The 23,567-nt window shown below is 62.6% G+C and carries 23 protein-coding genes; 8 read left to right on the top strand and 15 right to left on the bottom strand.

Annotated features, from left to right (window positions below; all coding sequences use genetic code 11):
- Positions 1 to 133: 133 nt before the first annotated feature.
- The 9 genes from msrQ to mrcB form a co-directional block, all read right to left on the bottom strand.
- Positions 134 to 736: a protein-methionine-sulfoxide reductase heme-binding subunit MsrQ gene (gene msrQ / locus ACNFHO_RS26150; protein WP_063542788.1), complete on the bottom strand. Its 603-nt coding sequence runs from the start codon at positions 734 to 736 to the stop codon at positions 134 to 136.
- Positions 736 to 1,749, bottom strand: a complete 1,014-nt coding sequence (msrP, locus tag ACNFHO_RS26155) for a protein-methionine-sulfoxide reductase catalytic subunit MsrP (protein ID WP_063542786.1) — start codon at positions 1,747 to 1,749, stop codon at positions 736 to 738. The genes msrQ and msrP overlap by 1 nt, the downstream gene beginning before the upstream one ends.
- 78 nt (positions 1,750 to 1,827) lie before the next feature.
- Complete coding sequence (pssA, locus tag ACNFHO_RS26160; protein ID WP_054892580.1) at positions 1,828 to 2,679, bottom strand: CDP-diacylglycerol--serine O-phosphatidyltransferase; 852 nt, start codon at positions 2,677 to 2,679, stop codon at positions 1,828 to 1,830.
- A gap of 151 nt (positions 2,680 to 2,830) precedes the next feature.
- On the bottom strand, positions 2,831 to 3,847 hold the full coding sequence (gene ilvC, locus ACNFHO_RS26165; protein WP_416767838.1) for a ketol-acid reductoisomerase: 1,017 nt from the start codon (positions 3,845 to 3,847) through the stop codon (positions 2,831 to 2,833).
- A gap of 54 nt (positions 3,848 to 3,901) precedes the next feature.
- Positions 3,902 to 4,393, bottom strand: coding sequence for an acetolactate synthase small subunit (ilvN, locus tag ACNFHO_RS26170; RefSeq protein ID WP_003250040.1), 492 nt, complete (start codon positions 4,391 to 4,393; stop codon positions 3,902 to 3,904).
- A 1-nt stretch (position 4,394) separates the two neighbouring features.
- Positions 4,395 to 6,119 carry an acetolactate synthase 3 large subunit gene (locus ACNFHO_RS26175; RefSeq protein ID WP_416767839.1) on the bottom strand — a complete coding sequence of 575 codons (1,725 nt, stop codon included), beginning with the start codon at positions 6,117 to 6,119 and terminating at the stop codon, positions 4,395 to 4,397.
- Positions 6,120 to 6,533: 414 nt separating this feature from the next.
- Positions 6,534 to 6,860, bottom strand: coding sequence for a YqcC family protein (locus ACNFHO_RS26180; protein ID WP_416767840.1), 327 nt, complete (start codon positions 6,858 to 6,860; stop codon positions 6,534 to 6,536).
- A complete protein-coding gene (locus ACNFHO_RS26185; protein ID WP_416767841.1) occupies positions 6,857 to 7,636 on the bottom strand; it encodes a tetratricopeptide repeat protein in 780 nt (259 codons plus the stop codon). The genes ACNFHO_RS26180 and ACNFHO_RS26185 overlap by 4 nt, the downstream gene beginning before the upstream one ends.
- A 26-nt stretch (positions 7,637 to 7,662) precedes the next feature.
- Positions 7,663 to 9,984, bottom strand: coding sequence for a penicillin-binding protein 1B (gene mrcB, locus ACNFHO_RS26190; RefSeq protein WP_063542782.1), 2,322 nt, complete (start codon positions 9,982 to 9,984; stop codon positions 7,663 to 7,665).
- Positions 9,985 to 10,098: 114 nt separating this feature from the next.
- Here mrcB and ACNFHO_RS26195 point away from each other — a divergent pair, with 114 nt between their 5' ends.
- From ACNFHO_RS26195 to ACNFHO_RS26205, 3 genes are all read left to right on the top strand, one after another.
- Positions 10,099 to 11,661, top strand: a complete 1,563-nt coding sequence (locus tag ACNFHO_RS26195; protein WP_416767842.1) for an AAA family ATPase — start codon at positions 10,099 to 10,101, stop codon at positions 11,659 to 11,661.
- Between the two features lie 98 nt (positions 11,662 to 11,759).
- Complete coding sequence (locus tag ACNFHO_RS26200) at positions 11,760 to 12,107, top strand: pentapeptide repeat-containing protein (protein WP_054892586.1); 348 nt, start codon at positions 11,760 to 11,762, stop codon at positions 12,105 to 12,107.
- A gap of 136 nt (positions 12,108 to 12,243) precedes the next feature.
- On the top strand, positions 12,244 to 12,522 hold the full coding sequence (locus ACNFHO_RS26205) for a TfoX/Sxy family protein (RefSeq protein ID WP_054892587.1): 279 nt from the start codon (positions 12,244 to 12,246) through the stop codon (positions 12,520 to 12,522).
- Between the two features lie 205 nt (positions 12,523 to 12,727).
- Here ACNFHO_RS26205 and ACNFHO_RS26210 read toward each other — a convergent pair whose 3' ends face one another.
- From ACNFHO_RS26210 to ACNFHO_RS26225, 4 genes are read right to left on the bottom strand one after another with little or no spacing between them, the layout of a single operon-like run.
- On the bottom strand, positions 12,728 to 13,627 hold the full coding sequence (locus ACNFHO_RS26210; RefSeq protein ID WP_416767843.1) for a ChaN family lipoprotein: 900 nt from the start codon (positions 13,625 to 13,627) through the stop codon (positions 12,728 to 12,730).
- Between the two features lie 9 nt (positions 13,628 to 13,636).
- On the bottom strand, positions 13,637 to 14,404 hold the full coding sequence (locus tag ACNFHO_RS26215; protein ID WP_416767844.1) for a heme ABC transporter ATP-binding protein: 768 nt from the start codon (positions 14,402 to 14,404) through the stop codon (positions 13,637 to 13,639).
- Complete coding sequence (locus tag ACNFHO_RS26220) at positions 14,404 to 15,387, bottom strand: FecCD family ABC transporter permease (RefSeq protein ID WP_162714446.1); 984 nt, start codon at positions 15,385 to 15,387, stop codon at positions 14,404 to 14,406. The genes ACNFHO_RS26215 and ACNFHO_RS26220 overlap by 1 nt, the downstream gene beginning before the upstream one ends.
- 50 nt (positions 15,388 to 15,437) lie before the next feature.
- A complete protein-coding gene (locus tag ACNFHO_RS26225; protein WP_065861600.1) occupies positions 15,438 to 16,322 on the bottom strand; it encodes a heme/hemin ABC transporter substrate-binding protein in 885 nt (294 codons plus the stop codon).
- Positions 16,323 to 16,471: 149 nt separating this feature from the next.
- Here ACNFHO_RS26225 and ACNFHO_RS26230 point away from each other — a divergent pair, with 149 nt between their 5' ends.
- The gene (locus ACNFHO_RS26230; RefSeq protein WP_416767845.1) at positions 16,472 to 16,789 is read left to right on the top strand and encodes a Rieske (2Fe-2S) protein; all 318 of its coding nucleotides are present in this window, start codon (positions 16,472 to 16,474) and stop codon (positions 16,787 to 16,789) included.
- Here the strand turns inward: ACNFHO_RS26230 and sfsA are convergent.
- Together sfsA and ACNFHO_RS26240 are read right to left on the bottom strand one after the other, a co-directional pair.
- Complete coding sequence (gene sfsA / locus ACNFHO_RS26235; protein WP_063542766.1) at positions 16,779 to 17,492, bottom strand: DNA/RNA nuclease SfsA; 714 nt, start codon at positions 17,490 to 17,492, stop codon at positions 16,779 to 16,781. The genes ACNFHO_RS26230 and sfsA overlap by 11 nt on opposite strands.
- Positions 17,492 to 18,664 (bottom strand): pyridoxal phosphate-dependent aminotransferase, encoded by a 1,173-nt coding sequence (locus ACNFHO_RS26240; protein ID WP_200603708.1) that lies wholly within the window; start codon positions 18,662 to 18,664, stop codon positions 17,492 to 17,494. Before ACNFHO_RS26240 ends, sfsA begins: the two co-directional genes overlap by 1 nt.
- A 210-nt stretch (positions 18,665 to 18,874) precedes the next feature.
- Here ACNFHO_RS26240 and dksA point away from each other — a divergent pair, with 210 nt between their 5' ends.
- The 4 genes from dksA to ACNFHO_RS26260 all read left to right on the top strand — a co-directional run bounded on the left by dksA (position 18,875) and on the right by ACNFHO_RS26260 (position 23,565).
- Complete coding sequence (dksA, locus tag ACNFHO_RS26245) at positions 18,875 to 19,321, top strand: RNA polymerase-binding protein DksA (RefSeq protein ID WP_323452995.1); 447 nt, start codon at positions 18,875 to 18,877, stop codon at positions 19,319 to 19,321.
- Between the two features lie 63 nt (positions 19,322 to 19,384).
- Positions 19,385 to 20,272, top strand: a complete 888-nt coding sequence (gluQRS, locus tag ACNFHO_RS26250) for a tRNA glutamyl-Q(34) synthetase GluQRS (RefSeq protein WP_414154749.1) — start codon at positions 19,385 to 19,387, stop codon at positions 20,270 to 20,272.
- Positions 20,273 to 20,429: 157 nt separating this feature from the next.
- A complete protein-coding gene (locus ACNFHO_RS26255; RefSeq protein WP_003250005.1) occupies positions 20,430 to 20,606 on the top strand; it encodes a hypothetical protein in 177 nt (58 codons plus the stop codon).
- Entirely contained in the window at positions 20,590 to 23,565 is a 2,976-nt protein-coding gene (locus ACNFHO_RS26260) for a sensor histidine kinase (protein ID WP_162714346.1), read from the top strand. Before ACNFHO_RS26255 ends, ACNFHO_RS26260 begins: the two co-directional genes overlap by 17 nt.
- The last annotated feature ends 2 nt before the right edge of the window (positions 23,566 to 23,567 follow it).

Genomic DNA, 23,567 nt, shown 5'->3' on the forward strand with positions numbered 1-23,567 from the left:
CTCACCGAACTCGCTTAACTCGTTGATTAGCAAGAAGTTTTGCGTTCCGTTTGCTGCGGAAGTGGGGCGCATTATAAGGGGATATGAGAGGGCGTCAACCTTTTATTTCAAAAAAGCGATAAGAATGAAAAGCTTAAGCGCGCCGGCCTATCAGACGGGGCACCCGCCGCCATACCGGTGGGACCCGCATCACCATCAGCAGCGCCCCTACCCCGGCATAGATAGCCCACTCCTGCAGGTCCGAACGCACAATCCACAGGAAATGCAGCAAGCCCAGGCCGAGAATCACATAGACCAGTTTGTGCAGCTTCTTCCAGCGCGCACCGAGCCGTCTCTGGCTATAACGGTTGGAGGTCACCGCCAAGGCCAGCAGCCCCAGGAAGGCGATAACCCCGACGATGATATAAGGTCGCTTGCGCAACTCGACGCCAAGCTGCCCCCAGTCGAGCCCAAGGATGAAGACCATATAGGCCGTCATGTGCAGGACGATATAGGCAAAACACCACAATCCGAGCTGTCGCCGCGCGACGATCCAACCACCCCACCCCGTCAGACGCTGCAGAGGGCTCATGCCCAAGGTCACCAGCAGGAACACCAGCGCACCGAGCCCCAACCTGTCTACCAGAATTTTCCCCGGATCCGGCCCAAGCAGGTTCGTAGCCGCCTCATACAACCACCAGGCCGGAAACAGGCAGCCAACGATGAAAATCGCCAAGCGAAACCAGGGATAACGCATCAGTAGTTCTTCCGAAGATCGAGACCGCTATAAAGAGAGGCAACCTCCTCCTCATAGCCATTGAACATCTGAGTGGTTCGCACATTGGGGCTGAACAGGCCACTGGGCAGCCGCCGCTCACGCGCCTGGCTCCAACGCGGGTGATCGACCTGAGGATTGACGTTGGCATAGAAGCCATACTCGTTCGGCGCCAGCCCCTGCCAAGTGGTCTTCGGTTGCTCGGCCACCAGACTGATGCGCACGATCGACTTGATGCTCTTGAACCCGTACTTCCATGGCACCACCAGACGCAGTGGTGCTCCATTCTGGTTGGGCAGTTCGCGCCCATACATGCCAACCGCCAGGATCGCGAGCGGGTTCATCGCCTCATCCAGGCGCAACCCTTCCACGTAAGGCCAGTCGATCAGGGCAAAGCCCGAACGTTGGCCCGGCATGCTCTTGGGGTCCTGCAGCGTTTCGAAACGCACATAGCGAGCCTTGGAAGTTGGCTCGACCTGCTTGAGCACCTCGGACAGCGGAAAGCCCAACCAGGGGATGACCATCGACCAGGCCTCGACGCAACGCAGCCTATAGATGCGCTCTTCAAGCTGCAGGGGCTTGACGAAATCTTCCAGCGCGTAGCGCCCAGGCTTGCCCACCTCGCCATCGACCACCACGCTCCAGGGTTCGGTCTTGAGGCTACCGGCATTGGCCGCCGGGTCGCCCTTGTCGGGCCCGAACTCGTAGAAGTTGTTGTAGTGGGTAGCGTCCTTGAACGGCGTGATTGCCTCATCCTTGACCGTCACGGCCTGCCAGCGCGTCGCACCGAGCTTGTCCTTGAACCAGCCAGGTGTCGAACCCGCTTCCACGTCAGCATAGCGTGAAGCCTCGGCGGCCTGGCCGAGCACGGGCAAAGCGCCCAACGCAAACCCGGCTAGAGAGGCACCCAATACAGAGCGGCGAGAGAAATAGACACTTTCAGGGGTAACGTCCGATTCGTTGCAATCGGACGACTTGGGAAGCTTGATGAGCATGGCGGCTCCACAGCACTGGTGGCGGATGTACCAGTAAGACTATGGAGCCGGAGAGTTATTCCAGCATTAAATCTTTTTTCAGACTTTGCGACGACGACCGCGCAGCAAGTACTGCACTGGGCCTGAAACCGCATAGCCGAGGAAGATCAGCAGCAGAATCCGTGGTGGATCGCTGAACACCACGGCGAACACCAGCACCACGGCCAGGATCGCAACAAAAGGTACGCGCCCCTTGAGATCCAGCTCCTTGAAGCTGTTGTACTTGATATTGCTGACCATCAGCATGCCTGCTGCCGCCACCAGCAGCGCCACCAGGAACGACAGTTTCGAGCCCTGGATACCGTAGTCGCTGAAGGCCCAGACGGTACCCGCCACCACACCTGCGGCAGCCGGGCTGGCCAGACCGATGAAGTAGCGTTTGTCGGCGGTGCCGACCTGGGTGTTGAAACGCGCCAGACGCAACGCTGCACCGGCCACATAGATGAAGGCGACCATCCAGCCGACCTTGCCCATGTCACCCAATGCCCAACCAAAGGCCAGCAGTGCCGGCGCCACACCGAAGGCAACCATGTCCGACAACGAGTCGTACTCGGCACCGAAGGCGCTCTGCGTGTTGGTCATCCGCGCCACACGGCCATCGAGGCTGTCCAGAACCATGGCGACGAAGATGGCGATAGCGGCGAAGGCGAAGTACTTGCTCGCCTCGCGCGGGTCGCCTGCGCTCAGGGCGCTCTGCGCACTGATGGAGTTGATGATCGAGTAGAAACCGGCGAACAGGTTGGCGGTGGTGAAGAGGTTGGGCAACAAGTAGATGCCGCGATGCCGGACCTTGCGCCCTTCGGCGTCGTGACCTTCCTCAACATGCTCATCGACAGGTAGCAGGCTTTCGGCGTCGGAGGGCTTGTTCGGCTCTTCGGGACGTTCGCTCATGAAATGCACCTTGCAACTGGGTGGAATAAGTTCGACAGAGGCCGGCGAAACAGGTTCTAACGGCAGGCCTCTGGTCGCTTTATACCAGAAGCTGGCTGCCTAAACGAAAAAACGCGGCCGAAGCCGCGTTTTTAATCTATCGAGGCAAGACTCAGTTCTTGGTCTTGTCGACGATCTTGTTGGCCGAGATCCAAGGCATCATCGAGCGCAGTTGCTCGCCGATGATCTCGATGCCGTGGGCGGCGTTGTTACGACGCTTGGCGGTCATCGAAGGGTAGTTGGTCGCACCTTCGCTGATGAACATCTTCGCGTATTCGCCGTCCTGGATGCGCTTCAGAGCGTTGCGCATGGCCTTGCGGGATTCTTCGTTGATGACCTCAGGGCCGGTGACGTACTCACCGTACTCGGCGTTGTTGGAGATCGAGTAGTTCATGTTGGCGATACCGCCTTCGTACATGAGGTCAACGATCAGCTTCAGCTCGTGCAGGCACTCGAAGTAGGCCATTTCAGGCGCATAGCCTGCTTCGACCAGAGTTTCGAAACCGGCCTTGACCAGCTCGACGGTACCGCCGCACAGAACGGCCTGCTCACCGAACAGGTCGGTTTCGGTCTCGTCCTTGAAGGTGGTTTCGATGATGCCGGTACGGCCACCACCGACGCCAGCGGCGTACGACAGTGCGACGTTCTTGGCGTTGCCCGAAGCGTCCTGGTAGACCGCGATCAGGTCAGGAATACCGCCGCCCTTGACGAACTCGGAGCGCACGGTGTGGCCCGGAGCCTTCGGCGCGATCATGATCACGTCGAGGTCGCCACGTGGAACGACTTGGTTGTAGTGGATCGAGAAGCCGTGGGAGAAGGCCAGGGTTGCGCCTTTCTTGATGTTCGGTTCGATCTCGTTCTTGTACAGGGTGCCCTGGAATTCGTCCGGGGTCAGGATCATGACCAGGTCGGCAGCAGCGACGGCGGTGGCGACGTCAGCGACTTTCAGGCCGTGGGCTTCTGCCTTGGCAACGGTAGCCGAACCTTTACGCAGACCGACGGTAACGTCTACACCGGAGTCGTTCAGGTTGCACGCCTGGGCGTGACCCTGGGAGCCGTAACCGATGATGGCGACTTTCTTGCCCTGGATGATGGAGAGGTCGCAGTCTTTGTCGTAGAACACTTTCATGGAAATACCCCTGGTTATATCTCGGCCCCGCAGGACCATCGCTAATTGGTGAAGTTAGATGCTGAGTACTTTGTCGCCACGGGCAATGCCGGTGACGCCGCTGCGCACGGTTTCGAGAATCGAAGCGGTGCCGATCGCCTGGATGAAGCTGTCCAGCTTATCGCTGGTGCCGCTCAGTTGCACGGTATACACACTGGCGGTGACATCGACGATCTGCCCACGGAAAATATCCGTGGTGCGCTTGATTTCGGCGCGCTGGGCGCCAGTAGCCTTGACCTTTACCAGCATCAGTTCGCGCTCGATATGAGCGCTCTCCGACAGGTCGACCAGCTTGACCACCTCTACCAGCTTGTTCAGGTTCTTGGTGATCTGCTCGATCACTTCGTCATGACCCACGGTGGTGAGGGTGAGACGCGACAGGGTCGGGTCCTCGGTCGGTGCAACCGTCAGGCTTTCGATGTTGTAGTTGCGCTGGGAGAACAGACCGACCACGCGCGACAAGGCACCAGGTTCGTTTTCCAGCAGCAGGGAAATGATGTGCCGCATATCAGGTACGCTCCGTCTTGCTCAGCCACATGTCACGCATCGAGCCGTCCTTGATCTGCATCGGGTAGACGTGCTCGGTCCGGTCGACCGCGATGTCGATGAACACCAGGCGGTCCTTCATCGCAAAGGCCTCTTCCAGTTTCGGCTTGAGGTCTTTGAGGCTGGTGATGCGGATACCCACATGGCCATAGGCCTCGGCCAGCTTGATGAAGTCAGGCAGCGACTCGACGTAGGAATGCGAGTGACGACCGTTGTAGGACATGTCCTGCCATTGGCGAACCATGCCCAGCACCCCGTTGTTCAGGTTGACGATCTTCACCGGCAGGCCGTACTGCATGCAGGTGGACAGCTCCTGGATGTTCATCTGGATGCTGCCTTCGCCAGTGACACAGGCCACGTCCTGGTCCGGGAAGTTGAGCTTGACGCCCATGGCTGCCGGGAAACCGAAGCCCATGGTGCCCAGGCCACCGGAGTTGATCCAGCGGTTGGGTTTGTTGAAGCGGTAGTACTGCGCCGCGAACATCTGGTGCTGACCTACGTCGGAGGTGATGAAGGCATCGCCATGGGTCACTTCGCACAGCGTCTCGATGACCTGCTGAGGCTTGATGACACTGCCGTCGCCCTTGTCGTAAGGGAACAGGCCGCGGTCACCGCGCCACTCATCAATCTGCTTCCACCAGGCATCGAGGGCCGCCTTTTCAGGCTTCTCGCCGATTTCCTTGAGGATGGCCAGCATCTCGCTGAGCACGCTCTCGACCGGCCCCACGATCGGCACGTCGGCCTTGATCATCTTCGAGATCGACGCAGGGTCGATGTCGATGTGGATGATCTTGGCGTTCGGGCAGAACTTGGCCGGGCCGTTGACCACACGGTCATCGAAGCGCGCACCCACGGCGAGGATCACGTCGGCATTGTGCATCGCCAGGTTGGCGGTGTAGCTGCCGTGCATGCCCAGCATGCCGAGGAACTGGCGATCGGTACCCGGGAAGCCACCCAGCCCCATCAGGGTGTTGGTAACCGGCAGGTTCAGGGACTTGGCGATTTCGGTCAGGGCTTCGGAGCCGCCACCGAGAATCACGCCACCGCCGGAATAGACGATCGGACGCTTGGCGGCCAGGAGCATCTCGGCGGCCTTGCGGATTTGGCCGGAGTGGCCACGGACCGCAGGGCTGTAGGAGCGCAGCTTGACCTTTTTCGGGTAGACGTATTCGAACTTCTCGGCCGGGTTGGTCATGTCTTTTGGAATGTCGACCACGACCGGACCTGGGCGACCGGATTGCGCCAGGTAGAACGCTTTTTTCAGAACTTCCGGAATCTCGGTGGGGTTCTTGATCATGAAGCTGTGCTTCACGATCGGCCGGGAGATCCCGATCATGTCGGTTTCCTGGAAGGCATCGGTGCCGACCATGGTGCTGGGCACCTGGCCAGACAGGATGACCATCGGGATGGAATCCATGTAGGCGGTGGCGATACCGGTAATAGCGTTGGTCGCACCGGGACCGGAGGTCACCAGGACCACGCCAGCCTTGCCGGTGGCACGGGCGTAACCGTCTGCCATGTGAGTGGCAGCCTGCTCATGACGCACCAGGATGTGCTGGACTTCCGGTTCCTTGAACAGGGCATCGTAAACATGAAGGAGAGCACCACCAGGGTACCCGTAGATGTGCTTAACGCCTTCGTCACGCAAGAAGCGGACGACCATCTCAGCGCCAGATAAAAGCTCCACGTTGTTCACCTCTAAAACGCCAGAATACCGCCCCATCCGGGCGGGTCTTAATAGGTTTACTGCCAAGCAGAGCATGAGCGAACGTCAGCACTGACTGAGCAAGTATTGGGATCGCCCCAGAGTGTTGCGGGGTTTTCCCACCCAGCGCGAGGTAACGCGTTGCGGGGTGTAGCGAGTCGGCGCGGGTGTGCGCCTCATGATCTGCCTAGCGGGTCTGCTTCTGGCAGTCCCCCTACAGCGGAAACTGGATTCTTCTGATTCGTCGCCCTCAAGTCAAGAAAAATTATTGCCAATTTTTCCCCGAGATGAATTCCCACCACCACGAAAAAGGACACCAGCAGCAGGAAAGTAAAGATTTCCATAAAAAAGGGCCACAATCTGCGGCCCTTGAAGGAAAAAGAGAAGAAATCAGGCTCAAGCGGCGATCAATCGATCGAATGCTGCCAGCAGGCGGCGAAGTTCGCGGCTTTCTTCCGGACGGTCGGCGAAGACCGTCTCGGCCATGATCAGGATCCCAGATGCACTGGGCAGAGGATGACCATGCTCAAGAATAAGCTTCATCCGCGGCAGGAAAATCCACTGCAGCCACTGCTCGAACGCCAGCGTATCGACTGCGAACGGTACGGTGCTGGCCAGGGCGCTTTCGCTAGGAGACACCTCGTCCCACCAGCCACGGACCTGAAGCTCGCGCTCGATCAGCAGCAGGTGGTCGGCTATATCGAGAATGCGCTGTTCCATCACGAAGCGGTCCGCGCCTTCTGCCGTGCCAAGGCGGCGCCGGCACTGTCACCCTGCTTCTCGCGAGCCTGGGCGATGATGTTCCACAGCTCGGCCTGCAGATCAGGACGACCGTTGGCATACGTCAGTGCCCGGCGAGCGAGTTGCTCGGATTGTGCGGCGTCACCTTGCGATAGACGCACCTGAGCCAGGCGGAACAGCACCTGCGGCTCACGCGGTGCGATGCGCTGGGCACGCTCCAGGCTGGACGAAGCACCGTTGAGGTCTCCGCTGCCCTGCTGCTGTTGGGCGGTTGTCAGCAATGCCAGTACTGGACCGTCCAGCTGCTCATCGGCGGACAACCCGCCCCCATTGCTGCGCGGAATACCGGTAGGCGCACGAGTGGCAGCGGCCGGGGCGCTGTTCATCGACGCGATGTCGAAAGGTTCGTCACCTGCCGGATTAGGGTTGGTGGTGATCGGCCCGCCACTGACCGGTCCCGGGGTGATCGGGCCGGTGCTCAGCGGTGCAGAGCCGGTCTGGGCCGGGAAGGTCTGGATCGGCGATGCGCCCGCGCCCTGCGGGATCATCACCGTGACCCCGGAATCCTCAGGTAGGGACTGGGCCTGGGACGTACCATTGCTGCCGGGGGAGACCGGCGCGCCACGGTTGGCCGAGACACGCTCGCTGTTCGAGACCCGTGTACTCGAATCGACCACCGGAATGGCGCCACGCGGGACGCTGGCGCAGCCGTGCAGCACGGCCAGCGCCGTCAAGGCAGGAAACCACCACTTGTTCACTTCACACCCTCTTCAATACAGGCCGCTCAATTCATCCAGCCCTTGACCCAGTCCATGACCGACTCGGCAGGATTCTGTTCGCCACCGCAAGTCGTACCGGCAGGTGGTTCGCTCCCACGAATATACGGCATCTGCACCGCTCCCGGACAGCTACCGTCGGAGCCCTGGGCGCTGTGCGGATCGATCCAGGCCTTCACCACGTTATCCGGCTGCGGCATGTCCAGCGGCAGCGGGTCGGCCTTGCGCATGAAGCTGGTCCAGACCTGCAACGCGCCGGTGGCGCCGGTGAACGGGGTCTTGCCATTGTCGTCGCGGCCAAGCCAGACCACTGCCAGCAGGTCCTGGCTGAAGCCCGAGAACCAGCTGTCGCGCGAGTCGTTGCTGGTACCGGTCTTGCCCGCCAGCGTCAGATTGTTCGGCAGCACGTTGTACACCGAGCGGCCGGTACCCTCGCGCATCACCCGCTGCATGGCGTTCTGCACCAGGTAGATCGCACCCGGATCGAAGGTCTGCTGGATCTGGAACGGGTAGCGCTTGAGCGGCTCGCCTTCGGCGGTCAGCACGCTGCGAATCCCGCGCATCGGTGTATTGAAGCCGCCGTTGGCGATGGTCTGGTACATGGTCGCGACCTGCATCGGCGACATGCCGCCAGCGCCCAGCAGCATCGACGGGAACGCCGGCCAGTCGACCTTGACACCCAGCCGGCCGATGGTCTTGATGACGTTGGGCACGCCCACCTCAAGGCCCAGCTTGGCAGTTGACAGGTTGTAGGAGTTGGCCAGCCCCTGATACAGGTAGATAGTGCCGTGGGAGCGTCGGTCGTAGTTCTGCGGGCGCCATACCTGGCCATCGGCGCCCTTGACCGAAAACGGTTCGTCCTGCACCCAGCTGGTCAGGGTGTACTTGCTCGGCTGCTCCAGCGCAGTCAGATAGACTGCTGGCTTGACCAGCGAACCGATCGGCCTGACCGCGTCGATGGCGCGGTTGAAGCCGGCGAAGCCCGACTGACGGCTGCCGATCAGCGCCTGCACTTCGCCGGTTTCCGGGTTGGTCACCACCATCGCCGACTCGACCTCGTCGGCGCCCTTTCGGCCGGCCAGGCGCTTGAAGGTTTCACTCATCGCGGTTTCGGCCTTCATCTGCAGGATCGGGTCGAAACTGGTGAAGATACGCAAGCCTTCTTCGGTCAGGTCTTCGTCGCGATAGTCCTGGCGTAGCTGACGCTTGACCAGGTCGAGGAAAGCCGGGAAAGAACTATCGGCCAGGCTGCCGCGCTTGGTCACGCCCAGCGGCATCTTCTTCGCCGCATCGACCACTTCCTGGCTGGCCACGCCCTGCTCGGCGAGCAGGTCGAGCACCAGGTTACGCCGTTGCAGAGCGCGCTCAGGGTAGCGGCGCGGGTTGTAGTAGGACGGCCCCTTGACCATACCTACCAGCAGGGCAATCTGGTGCAGCTTGAGCTCCGACAGCGGCTGGCTGAAGAAGAACTGGCTGGCCAGGCCGAAACCATGCACCGCGCGCTGGCCGTCCTGACCGACAAACACTTCGTTCAGATAGGCCTCGAGAATCTCGCGCTTGTCGTAGTGCATTTCCAGCAGCACGGCCATCATCGCTTCGGTCAACTTGCGGCTGAGGCTGCGTTCGTTGGTCAGGAAGAAGTTCTTCACCAACTGCTGCGTGAGCGTACTGCCGCCCTGGCGCATGGCCCCGGACGACGTATTGACCCACACCGCCCGCGCGATCGACTTGGGCGAAACACCGAAGTGGCTGTAGAAATCGCGGTCTTCGGTGGCGATCAAGGTCTCGAGCAGGTATGGCGGCACCTGGTCGATATTGATCAGGATGCGGTCTTCGAGATTCTTCGGGTAGATACCACCGATCATCAACGGTTCCAGGCGCACCACGTCGAGCTTGCCACCGTTGGCCCCTGCCAGCCCCGCGACATAGTCGCCGGAGAAACGTACACGCACGAACTGCGCAGGCTCCATGCCCTCGTAGAACTGGAAGCCTCGGGTATTGAGATCGACGTTGCCGCCGTTGACCGAGGCCTCGCCGGGGCCATTGGCCGTTGCCTCGCGGCGGTAACCCAGGGCATCGAGTTCGGTGAGGAAGTCGTCCTTGCTCAGCTTCTGGCCGACGAACAGCTCCAGCGGCCGGGCATACACCTTGGCCGGGATGGTCCAGCGCTTGCCGGAGAACTTCTCCTGGACGACGGCATCGAGGTAGACCGCAAAGCCGGCGATCACCACCAGGCCGACCAGGCTGAGCTTGAGAGCCCAGCCCAGCCAGGCGCGGGAGCGGCTGGGCGGACGTTTCTTGGGGGTTCGGGAATTTCGGGTACGAGTCATGGCGGCGGATTATACGCACTTTGCAAAGGCAGGGGACGCCCTCCAGCGGTAGGCAGGGGCGGCTCCATTGACCATAATGTCGCCTTCGAATTCCCTGACCCCGGAAGGATCTCCGTGAGCCAAGCCCTGATCAGCGCGCTGCAGAACCCCGCCCTCTACCCCCACGCCGTAGAAGGCTTCCAGCTCATCGAGACGCACATCTCCTGGGTTCTACTCACTGGCGAATACGCCTACAAGATCAAGAAGCCGATGAACTTCGGCTTCCTCGATTTCACCGGCCTGGACCAGCGCCAGCATTTCTGTAACGAAGAATTGCGCCTGAACCAGCGCCTGACCGAAGGCCTGTACCTAGAAGTGCTGCCGATCACCGGCAGCGCCGAAGCACCGCAGCTCGGCGGCGAAGGTGAGCCGATCGAGTTCGCCCTGAAGATGCGCCAGTTCCCCCAGGGTCAGATGCTCAGCACCCTGCAAGCCAACGGCGAGCTGAACGCCGGCCACATTGACCAGATGGCCCGGCAGATCGCCGAATTCCACCTGCAAGCGCCGAAAGTGCCGGTCGATCACCCGCTGGGCACGCCGGAAGCGGTAATGGCGCCGGTCGAGCAGAACTTCGAGCAGATCCGCCCGTTCCTTACCGACAAGGCCGACCTGCAGCAACTCGACGCCCTGCAAGCCTGGGCCCGCAGCAGCTTCGAACGCCTGCATGGCCTGCTCGAGGCGCGCAAGGCCAATGGTTTCATCCGCGAGTGCCACGGCGACATCCACCTGGGTAACGCCACCCTGATCGACGGCAAGGTGGTGATCTTCGACTGCATCGAATTCAACGAGCCGTTCCGCCTGACCGATGTGTACGCCGACACCGCTTTCCTGGCCATGGACCTGGAAGACCGCGGCCTGAAATGCCTGGCCCGGCGCTTCGTCAGCCAGTACCTGGAACTGACCGGCGACTACGAAGGCCTGGAACTGCTGAATTTCTACAAGGCCTACCGTGCCCTGGTACGCGCCAAGGTCGCCCTGTTCAGCCTGTCGCCCGATGCCGATGGCGTGCAGCGCGCCACGACCCTGCGCACCTATCGCAACTACGCCAACCTGGCAGAGAGCTACAGCGCCATCCCTTCGCGCCTGCTGGCCATCACCCATGGCGTATCCGCCGTCGGCAAGAGCCATGTGGCGATGCGCCTGGTCGAGTCGCTGGGGGCGATCCGCGTACGTTCGGATGTCGAGCGCAAGCGTCTGTACGGCGAGCAGCAGGCGCAGAACTCCGGCCAACTGCAGGCAGGCATTTATGACCAGGACGCCAGCATCGCCACCTACCAGCGCCTGAATGAGTTGGCCGCTACCATCCTGCGCGCCGGCTTCCCGGTCGTGCTCGATGCCACCTTCCTCAAGCGCGAGCAGCGCAAGGCGGCAGCTGAAGTTGCCAACAGCACCGGCGTCCCCTTCCTGATCCTCGACTGCCAGGCGCCCGAAGCGGTCATCATCAGCTGGCTGGAGCAGCGTCAGACAGAAAATGTCGATCCGTCCGACGCCACCCTGGAGGTGGTCAAGGCCCAGCAAGCCAGCCGCGACCCATTGGACGAAGAGGAGGCCGTGCACGGCAAGCGGGTCGACACTCATGAAAGTGCCAGCATGGACCAACTCATCGAGCAGATCCGCCAGCGCCTGCCTGGTCTCTGACCTGCAAGGCGTGAAGCAGTCCACAGTTCGCGCCTGAACTTCGGCGCCACCTCAGTGATGGCATTACAATATCACCACAACCCTGAGGAGGCGCCGTCATGAACCAGCCCCGGCAACTGGACAACGCCCTGTACACTCTGGTGCGCGAGGAACAGATCGCCACCTTCAACCGCGAGAAGCCTGACGACGGCCCCATCGATTTTCGCGGTGGTGATTTCCGAGGCCTTGACCTGCGCAACCTCGACGTACGCGGTATCGATTTCACCGACGCCTACTTCCATGCAGCCGACCTGCGCGGGCTGGATCTGCGCGAAACGGGCATGGAAGGTGCCAGCATCTCCCACGCGCAGATCTCCGGGACCTACTTCCCGGGCGACCTGAGCGCCGATGAAATCCTCATGTCCCTGAAGTTCGGTACGCGCATGCGTTATCGTCCGAAGGGCTAAGCCTGACATTTCTGGACACAGCATCCCGTCGCCCTCACATGGCAAAAGGCCGCGTATTCGCCCAGCCCCGCTACACTCCTCTCTGACCTGCTCGCGATTTATCCACAGACCCGTTCGGCCATCGCAAGGAGGCTCGATGAACGATGAGTTGCAGCATCTGAAGAATCTAGGCAAGACCTCTGCGCAATGGTTGCATGCCGCCGGTATCCACAGCGCTTCGGATTTGCGCCGCCTGGGCGCGGTCGGCGCTTACCAGGCCGTGAAAACACGGGGCTTCCGTGCCTCGAAAGTGTTGTTGTACGCCATTGAAGGCGCACTGCTGGATATGCATTGGAACGATCTGCCCGCCGAACGCAAGCAGGCACTGAACCAGCAACTGGACGCCAAGACCCCGCCGCAAAAAAAAGCAGAATAATCGAAGAAAGGGTATTGACCTCTAAATGAGAATCGTTATGATTATCACAACTGGTCGCGAGACTGGTTGGATAAACTGAAAGCCCCTGGTTCGGACTCTCAGATTATCTCCTCATCAGGCTAATCACGGTTATTGACCCGGCAATATGCCGGGTCTTTTTTTGCCTGCAGGTTTGCAGGCAAATATCCTGAGCGGCGCGTGATGACTACCCGCCGCGCAACTGGCCACAGTAATCCTGTTCAGGCAGTGCCGCGGTGTACCACACGTAGTCCGCCATCCCTGCCTCGACCTTCTGCCCGACTTCGGCCAGCAACAGCACACGGGTATCGCCTTGCGCCTGCAGATCGATCAAATGCAACGGCACACCCAAGTCCTTGCGCGCGTGGTAGGCGCCGGCCAGCAAGAGTGCAGGCTGCGGTGCCGCGAGCAGACGCTCGGCCATGTGTCGGTCCCTTTGCTGCTGGATGACCAGCATGGCCGGCAACTGGCTTTCCGGCAGCAATCCGCAATGGCCTTCGCGCACTTGCTCCAGCAAGGCAGCCTTCACCTGCGGGGCATTCGAACGCACGCCGCTCAGCACGGGCTGTCGGCGATAGGCCTCACGCATTGCCTCGGGGCTCAGGTCGCCAGCCAACAAAACCCCAGGGCCTTTCAGGGCCTCGCGCACGATCGGCGCGTACATCTGCCAATCCCAACCCTGCTGCCAGTCCAGTGCTGCGGGCAAATCGCTCGGAAGCTGCGCCTGACGCTGCACCTTGTCGATCAGCGGCTGCTGGGCAGGCTGGAGCATCTCCAGCACCACGCTGCCTTGCGGCCTGGCGGTCTGCAAAGCCTGCAGCAGCCATCGCTGTAGCGCATGGTGATCGGGGTTGTCGTGTTTTTCCCCGACCAGTATTCGCGGCACATCGCTCAATGCCTGAACCAGCTCATCGGGCGTCAGGACACGCCCACTGGGCAATGCCTGTATCTGACCGAGCGCTGGCTCTTCCAGCCCTTGGCTACTCTGCCAGGCTGGCAACTCTGGCAATGCAGGTCGATGTACCTGGCAACCCGAAATCGTCAAGAACACGCTCATCGACAGGCCGAACAGCAAGGCATAGCGCATCGAGGGCTCCTAGCGGGTGATGATCAGCGGGTGGCCACGCTCCGGATGGGGCTGCACGAGCACATCGATACCGAAGACCGCCTTGAGCGCCTGCGGAGTCAGCACCCGGGCCGGTGTATCGAGCGCGTGGCTGCGCCCCTGTTCCAGCAGCAGAATAGCGTCACAGTAGCGCGCGGCAAGGTTCAGGTCGTGCAGGATCACCAGCACTGCCGCACCGCGGTCGGCAAAACTGCGCACCGCCTGCAACGTGGTGTGCTGGTGCAACGGATCGAGGGCCGAGGTCGGCTCATCCAGCAGCAGCGTCGCCCCCTTCTCCCCTGGCCACAACTGCGCCAGCACCCGGGCCAGATGAACACGCTGACGCTCGCCGCCGGACAACGCGAGGTAACTGCGTTCGACCAGGTGCCAGGCATCGGCCGCCTTCAGTGCCGCCTCGACGATCTCCCGGTCGCGCTGCTGGCCACTACCGTGGGGCAACCGGCCCAGGCCCACCACTTCTTCGACACTGAAGGCAAAGCCCAGGCTGGACACCTGCGGCAACACCGCCAGACGTCGCGCGCGCTCCTGCCCCGGCCAGTGTGCCAACGCCCGCCCTTGCAGCAGGACTTGCCCCTGGCTCGGCGCCAGCTCGCCACACAATGCCCCCAGCAAGCTGCTCTTGCCCGCCCCGTTGGGGCCTAGCACACCCAGGACCTGCCCAGGTCTGAGATGCAGGTCGATACCGTGCAGCGCCTCGGTGCTGCCGCGCTTGAGCGACAAGCCTTTGACTTCGAGCATCAGCGCCCCCTCCTGACCAGCAGGAACAGGAAGAACGGAGCACCAATGAAGGCCGTCACGATCCCGATCGGCAGCTCCGCGGGCGCCAACGCCAAGCGTGCCACCAGATCAGCGAACAGCAGCAGCGTACCGCCCGCCAGCAACGACGCGGGCAACAGCACGCGATGATCAGGCCCCGCAACCAGACGCACCAGGTGCGGAACCACCAGGCCAATGAAGCCGATCAGGCCCGCTGCCGCCACTGCCGCGCCAACACCCAGGGCAGTGCAGAACACCAGTTCGCGCTTGAGCCCTTCTACATCGATGCCCAGGTGACGCGCCTCGGACTCACCTAGCAACAACGCGTTCAACGCCTGCGCCCGACGCGGCAGCCACAAGGTTACCCCCAGTGCCACCAGTAGCAATGGCCACAGGCGCTGATAGCTGGCGCCGTTGAGGCTGCCCAGGTTCCAGAACGTCAGAGTGCGCAAGGTGGCGTCGTCGGCCAGGTAGGTGAACAACCCGACCGCCGAGCCGCCGAGGGCGGTCATGGCGATACCGGCCAGCAGCATGGTAGCCACATCGGTCTGACCATTGCGGCGCCCCAGGCGGTAGACCAATGCCGTAACACCAAGCCCGCCGATGAAGGCACAAAGCGACAGCAGGTAGGGTGCGAACCACTCCGGTATGCCACCCAGCCAGGCACCGCCGACAATGGCCACGGCGGCGCCGAGCGCCGCGCCGCTGGCAACCCCGACCAGGCCAGGATCCGCCAACGGGTTGCGAAATAGCCCCTGCATGGCGACCCCGGACAGCGCCAGCACCGCACCGACGGCCAGCCCCAGGAGCGTGCGCGGCAAGCGGATCTGCCCGAGAATCAGCTCAGCTTGCTCGAGACCCGCCCGCTCGACGGGCATCCCCAGCAGCCGCAATCCGGCGCGCAGGATATCGCCCAGCGGCAGGCTGACCGGCCCCAGCGCCAGCGACAGCCACACCGCCAGCAGGCACAGGAATGTCAGACCGATAAACAGCGTACGCGGCTGGACCCGCTGCTTCATTGGCTGAGGCTGGCCTTGGCTGCGGGATAGAAGGCGCCAGCCAGCTCATGCAAGGTGGCCGGCAGCCGCGGACCGAGGCCACCAACCAGCAGCGTCGGATCGAGTGACACCAGGCGCTTGTCGCGCACCGCACGCGAAGCGGCCAACGCCGGGTTTTCCTTCAGCAGCGCCTTGAGCGCCTGCTCGCCGTCCAGTGCCCGATCGGAAAACACCACGACGTCCGGATCCAGCGCTGCCAGCGCTTCGACGGAGAAGTTCTTGTAACCCTGGTGATCCGCCAGGTTGCGCGCACCAGCCTGGCGCAACAGCCAGTCGCCTGAAGTGCCCTGCCCCGCGATCAATGGCTTGGCCCCGGCATGTCCGACCAGCAGCAACACGCCTGGAGCCTTCTGACCGGCCTGGGCCTGCTTGATCTTCGCCTGCAGCGCATCGAGCTGCTGGTGGTAGCGGTTGCTCAGCTCACTGGCTTTATGCTGCGCACCGAGCAACTCGCCCAGGTGCTGAAGATTCTTGTCCACTGCCGCCAAGTCAGCCTCGCTGGAGAACAACTCGACACGCACACCAGCCCCGCGCACCTGCGCCAGCACCGGCGGCGGCCCCATCTCCTCGGTGCCGACCAGCACATCCGGACGCAGGCTGAGGATACCCTCGGCCGACAGTTGACGTTGGTAGCCGATGCTCGGCAGGGCCTTGAGCGACTGCGGATGCTGGCTGGTTGTGTCGACGCCGACCAGACGCGCCTCGCCGCCCAGGGCGCTGATCCATTCGCTCAGCGCGCCCCCGGCGCTGACCCAGCGCTGCGGCAAGTCGGCGGCCAGCAACGGGGAAGAAAGGACAAGACCGGCGCACAAGGCGATCAGGGCAACAGGACGGCGCATCATCGGGTTCCTTTGCAGAAGGCGGCCAGACACCTTGTGGCACCTGACGGAACTGCGCACCATGGACGGGCTGGCGCAGTGGATGCGGGCAATTTGATAATTATTCGCATTGAAGCGTCAAGCCACCATTGGTTTCAAGAGTCTTGTCTGCAATGCATTTCCTCTGCTCCTCCCAAGCCCTCGCAGAAGGCCACAGCCGCACCTTCAGCGTAGCCGGTGAAACGCTGTTCGGCGTGCGCCGCCAGGGCCGGGTGTACCTGTACCGCAACTACTGCCCGCACCGCGGCATCACCCTGAACTGGGCACCGGACAGTTTTCTCGATGACAGCGCCAGCCTGATTCATTGCGCCCACCATGGCGCACTGTTCCTGATCGAGTCCGGCGAATGCGTGTCGGGCCCCTGCGAGGGCGAGTCGTTGCAGGCCCTGGACTGCCACGAAGACAGCCAGGGCATCTGGCTCAAGGATTGAGCAATACCGGCAGGCAGCGATCGATGACGATCTGCTCGGCGTCAAGGCGTGCACCATAGGCCAGCACCTCGACGCCATCGGCCACCGCATCGCGCAGTGCCTGGGCATAGCCGGGGTCGATCTCTTCGGCCGGGCGTACCGCCTCGATGCCGGTGAGGTTGACGCAGTACAACTGCACGGCGCGAACACCCTGGCGGGCCAGTGCAGCGAGCTCGCGCAGGTGCTTGGCACCGCGTTGGGTCACCGCGTCAGGAAAGGCCGCCACCGCCGTATCGGGATAGCCCAGGGTCACACTCTTGACCTCGACATAAGCCGGGCCATCGGCGAACTCCAGGCGAAAATCCACGCGACTGCGCTCTTCGCCATAGGCCACCTCACGCTTGAGCGCGGTGAACCCGGCCAACTCGGTGATCACGCCCGCGCGCAGGGCTTCCTCGACCAAGGCATTGGCCCTGCCGGTATTGACGCAGGCCATGCGCCCCTGGGGCGTTTCGCTGATCTCCCAGGTGCCCGGCAGCTTGCGCTTGGGATCGTTGGAACGACTGAACCAGACCTGCCCGCCGTCGCGCATGCAGTTGAGCATCGAGCCGGTATTCGGGCAGTGGATGGTCATCTGTTCGCCATTGGCCAGCTCGATGTCGGCCAGGAAGCGCTTGTAGCGGCGCAGCAGACGCGCCTGTTCGAGCTCGGGAAAAAACAGCATCAGGGTTGCCAGCTCCGCAGGCCACGGGCGATGCGCTGCACCGCTTCTTCCAGGCGCGCCAGGCTCTGGGTGTAGGCAAAGCGTACGTGATGCCCGGCCTGGTGACGGCCGAAGTCCAGCCCAGGCGTGAAGGCCAGGTGCTCGGTTTCCAGGAAATGGCGGCAGAAGGCGAAGGCATCGCCGCCGAAAGCACTGATGTCGGCATATAGATAGAAGGCGCCCTGCGGCTCCACGGCGATGCCGAAACCGAGCTCGCGCAAGGCGGGCAGCAGGTAGTCGCGGCGCCGGGCGAACTCGGCGCGGCGTTCTTCGAAAATGGCCAGGGTGCCAGGCTCGAAGCACGCCAGCGCAGCATGCTGGGCCATGCTCGGCGCGCTGATGTAGAGGTTCTGCGCCAGCTTTTCCAGGTCAGCCACGGCCGAAGGCGGCGCCACCAGCCAGCCGAGACGCCAGCCGGTCATGCCGAAATACTTGGAAAAACTATTCAGGACGAAGGCGTCGTCATCCACCTCCAGCACGCTCGGCGCGTCCATGCCGTAGGTCAGGCCATGGTAGATCTCGTCCACCACCAGGTGCCCATGATGCTCACGGGTGGCCCGGGACAAGCTGGCCAGGGCCTCACGGTCGAGCACGGTGCCGGTCGGGTTGGCGGGCGAAGCCACCAGCGCACCCACGGTATCCTTGTCCCAGTGCCGCTCGACCAGGTCGGCGGTGAGCTGGTAATTCACCTCCGGCCCCACCGGTACCAGTTGCGCGCCACCTTCGACCAGGCGCAGGAAATGGCGGTTGCACGGGTAGCCTGGGTCGGCCAGCAGCCAGTGCTTGCCCGGATCCACCAGCAGGCTGCTGGCCAGCAGCAGCGCGCCGGAACCTCCAGGCGTCACGAGGATGCGCTCGGGATCCACCGACAGGCCATAACGCTGGCCGTAGAAACCTGCGATCGCCTCGCGCAACGCAGGCAGGCCACGGGCGGCAGTGTAGCGGGTGTGCCCTGCCGCGAGCGCGGCCTGCCCGGCTTCGACGATCGGCGCGGCCGTGGTGAAGTCCGGCTCGCCGATCTCCAGGTGGATCACATCATGGCCAGCCGCCTGCAGCTCGTTGGCACGCGCCAGCAGCGCCATGACATGGAAGGGTTCGATGGCGCGGCTGCGCGCACTGTAGGAGTGGGCCATGACCTTCTCTCAATTGAGTCTAAACTGGTGATTCTACTGTCGAGAAACACCGAACGGGCGACGCGGGCTGCTGTCAATACCTCGGATCGGGCGGGGTAGCGCACCCCCGATCTATCTGGTAAGTTCGGCGGCTCGCAGTCGCAGGGCCGGCGGTCGCCGGAGATGGAGCATCCTGCGCATTGGATCAGATGAGTGAGAGGCGGTCTATTCATGTCCACCGTAGAAAAGCAGAAAACCAATCAGACCATGTACGGTGTCGAGCCCTATAAGGAAACCAAGGGTGAAGAGTACATGGGCGAACCCATGCGCAATCACTTCACCAAGCTACTGGGCGCATGGAAGCTCGAGCTGATGACCAGTGTCGATCAGACCGTGAGCCATATGAAGGACGAAGCCGCCAACTTCCCGGACCCTGCGGACCGCGCGAGCCAGGAAGAAGAGTTCGCTCTGGAGCTGCGTAACCGCGACCGTGAACGCAAGCTGATCAAGAAGATCGACAAGACCTTGCAGAAGATCGTGGACCAAGAATACGGCTGGTGCGACTCCTGTGGCATCGAGATCGGCCTGCGCCGACTGGAAGCCCGTCCCACCGCAGACCTGTGCTTCGACTGCAAGGAAATTGCCGAGAAAAAGGAAAAGACGGTCGGCAAAGGCTGATCCTTCTTCCCTTCGAACGGGGCGCATCGAGCGCCCCGTTTCATTTATATGCCCAGCACATCCATGAACGACTCCCGCTATATCGGGCGATTCGCCCCCACCCCCAGTGGCTTCCTGCATTTCGGCTCGCTGGTCGCCGCCCTCGCCTCCTGGCTCGATGCCCGCGCCGTCGATGGGCGCTGGCTGCTGCGCATGGAGGACACCGATCCGCCCCGGGAAATGCCCGGTGCCCGTGACGCCATCCTGCAGACCCTCGAACGCTACGGCCTGGAGTGGGATGGCGAAGTGGTGTTCCAGAGCCAGCGTCATGAGGCCTACGCCACAGTGGTCAATCGCCTGTTCAGCATGGGCCTGGCCTACGCCTGCACCTGTTCGCGCAAGCAGTTGGAAGGGTATGGCGGCATCTATCCCGGTTTCTGCCGCAACGCTGGCCATGCCCGCGAAAATGCCGCCATCCGTATTCGGGTGCCCGAACTGCTCTACCGCTTCAACGACCGCGTACAGGGGGAATACCAGCAGCACCTTGGACGCGAGGTGGGGGATTTCGTCATCCAGCGCCGCGACGGGCTGTATGCCTATCAACTGGCAGTGGTGCTGGACGATGCCTGGCAAGGCGTGACCGACATCGTGCGCGGCGCCGATCTGCTCGACAACACCCCGCGCCAGCTGTACCTGCAGGAACTACTGGGGTTCTCGCAACCGCGCTACCTGCACATTCCGCTGATCGTGCAGCCTGATGGACACAAGCTGGGCAAATCGTACCGTTCACCACCGCTGCAGGCGGACCAGGCTACACCGTTGCTGCTGCGCGCGTTACGGGCACTGGGGCAGGCAAGTGACCCGGCGCTGGAAGGCGCCAGTGCGGCAGAGGTACTGGCGGTGGCGCGCAGGCAGTGGAAACCTGAGGGGATTGCGCGGCGGTTGACGGTGCCGGAAGCAGATCTGCGCTGACGCGGCCGGCCCTCTCGCGAGGCAAACTCTGCACGATTCAAAACCCCAAGAAATTCAAACTCTTGGCGAACACCCCAGAATCCCGCTAGCATCGCCCCGGCCATTTGCGCCAATAATAAGAAGCTCAAATCCGCAGCGCCCTGCCATCGAGGCCCGCATGTATATCTATCGCTTGGTCCTGCTTCTGGTCGTGGGGATCTATCTGTTCTCCCCGGCCATCATGGACTGGTGGATCGAACCGACCGGAGCCTGGTACCGCCCGTATCTGCTCTGGCTGATCCTGATCGTCGTCACCTTCATCCTGCAGAGCCAACGAGATGCCGATGAGCTTTAGCCTTACCCAGATGATCCTGATCAGCGCCGCCTACCTGCTGGTGCTGTTCGGCGTGGCCTGGGTCAGCGAACGCGGGTTGATCCCGCGCTCGGTCATCCGCCACCCCCTGACCTACACCCTGTCGCTGGGCGTCTATGCCAGTGCCTGGGCGTTCTATGGTTCGGTAGGCCTGGCCTACCAGTACGGCTACGGCTTCCTCGCCTGTTACCTGGGCGTGTCCGGCGCCTTCCTGCTGGCACCGGTGCTGCTCTACCCGATTCTCAAGATCACCCGCACCTACCAGCTCTCCTCACTGGCCGACCTGCTGGCGTTCCGTTTCCGCAGCACCTGGGCCGGTGCCCTGACCACGGTGATCATGCTGATCGGCGTATTGCCGTTGCTGGCCCTGCAGATCCAGGCGGTGGCCGATTCCATCAGCATCCTGACCGGCGAGCCGGTCAAGGCGCGCGTGGCATTCGCCTTCTGCGTGCTGATCATTCTCTTCACCATTTTCTTCGGCTCACGCCATATCGCCACCCGCGAGAAGCACGAAGGCCTTGTGTTCGCCATCGCCTTCGAGTCGGTGATCAAGCTGCTGGCCCTGGGCGGCATCGGCCTGTACGCCTTGTATGGGGTGTTCGGTGGGCCGCACGAGCTGGAAGTCTGGCTGCTGCAGAACCAGACGGCACTGGCCGCGCTGCACACGCCGTTGCAGGAGGGACCATGGCGCACGCTGCTGCTGGTGTTCTTCGCCTCGGCGATCGTCATGCCGCACATGTACCACATGGCCTTCACCGAGAACCTCAGCCCGCGCTCGCTGGTCAGCGCCAGCTGGGGCCTGCCGCTGTTCCTGCTGCTGATGAGCCTGGCGGTGCCGCTGGTGCTATGGGCTGGCCTGCGCCTGGGTGCCAGCACCAACCCGGAATACTTCACCCTGGGCCTGGGCATCGCCGCCAACAACGAGGCACTGGCCTTGCTCGCCTACGTCGGCGGTCTGTCAGCGGCCAGCGGCCTGATCATCGTCACCACCCTGGCACTCTCGGGCATGGCCCTCAACCACCTGGTGCTGCCGCTCTACCAGCCCCCTGCCGAGGGCAACATCTATCGCTGGCTGAAATGGACGCGCCGCGCGCTGATCGTCGCGATCATCACCGCAGGCTTCGTCTTCTACCTGACCCAGAATACCCACCAGAGCCTGGCCAACCTGGGCATCGTCGCCTTCGTCGCCACGCTGCAGTTCCTGCCGGGCGTACTTTCGGTACTGTACTGGCCAACCGCCAATCGACGCGGCTTCATCGCCGGCCTGCTGGCCGGCACACTGGTGTGGATGGTCACCATGCTGCTGCCGCTGCTGGGCAATGTGCAGGGCTTCTACATCCCGCTGCTGAACATGATCTACGTGCTGGACGACACCAGCTGGCACATGGCGGCCATCGCCTCGCTGGCGGCCAACGTGCTGCTGTTCACCCTGATCTCGCTGTTCACCAACGCCAGCAGCGAGGAGGTCAGCGCCGCCGAGGCCTGCGCAGTGGACAATGTGCGCCGCCCGCAACGTCGCGAACTGCATGCGGCCTCACCCCAGGAATTCGCTACCCAACTGGCCAAGCCACTGGGCGCCAAGGCCGCGCAAAAAGAAGTCGAGCAGGCCCTGCGTGACCTCTACCTGCCCTTCGACGAACGCCGCCCCTACGCCCTGCGTCGCCTGCGTGACCGCATCGAGGCCAACCTCTCGGGGCTGATGGGCCCCAGCGTAGCCCAGGACATGGTCGAGACTTTCCTGCCCTACAAGTCCGGTAACGAGAACTACGTCACCGAAGACATTCACTTCATCGAAAGCCGTCTCGAGGACTACCACTCGCGCCTGACCGGCCTTGCCGCCGAGCTCGATGCGCTGCGTCGCTACCACCGGCAGACGCTGCAGGAATTGCCCATGGGTGTCTGCTCGCTGGCCAAGGACCAGGAAATCCTGATGTGGAACCGGGCCATGGAGGAGCTGACCGGCATCGCCGCCAAGCACGTGGTCGGTTCGCGCCTGGTGACCATCGCCGAACCTTGGCGCGGGTTGCTGCAAGGCTTCATCGACCTTCCCGACGAGCACCTGCACAAGCAACGCCTGGCCCTCGATGGCCAGCCACGCTGGCTCAACCTGCACAAGGCGGCCATCGACGAGCCGCTGGCCCCGGGTAACAGCGGCCTGGTGCTGCTTGTCGAAGACCTCACCGAGACCCAGGCCCTGGAAGAGAAGCTGGTGCACTCCGAGCGCCTGGCCAGTATCGGCCGCCTGGCTGCGGGCGTGGCTCACGAGATCGGCAACCCGATCACCGGCATCGCTTGCCTGGCGCAGAACCTGCGCGAGGAACGCGAAGGCGACGGCGAGATCATCGAACTGTCGAGCCAGATCCTCGAACAGACCAAGCGTGTCTCGCGCATCGTCCAGTCGCTGATGAGCTTCGCCCACGCCGGTGGCAGCCACCAGAATACCGAAGAGCCCGTGTCGCTGGCCGAGGTCGCGCAGGATGCCATCGGTCTGCTGGCGTTGAATCGGCGCAATTTCGAAGTACAGTTCTTCAATCTTTGCGACCCGGACCACTGGGCCGAAGGTGACCCGCAACGCCTGGCCCAGGTGCTGATCAACCTGCTGTCCAACGCCCGCGACGCCTCGCCACCCGGCAGCGCCGTGCGTGTGCGCAGCGAAGCGAGCGAGCATACCGTCGACCTTATCGTCGAAGACGAGGGCAGCGGTATTCCGAAGAACATCATGGATCGCCTGTTCGAGCCCTTCTTCACCACCAAGGACCCTGGCGAGGGAACCGGACTGGGGCTCGCTCTGGTCTATTCCATCGTGGAAGAGCATTATGGGCAAATCACCATCGACAGCCCGGCCGATCTCGATCGGCAACGTGGCACACGGATCCGCGTGACCCTGCCCCGGCATGTCGTAGCGACGTCCCCTGAAATTCGAGACCGTCGAGAGAATTGAAT

The organism is Pseudomonas sp. NY15374, assembly GCF_048068255.1.
GTDB lineage: Bacteria > Pseudomonadota > Gammaproteobacteria > Pseudomonadales > Pseudomonadaceae > Aquipseudomonas > Aquipseudomonas machongensis.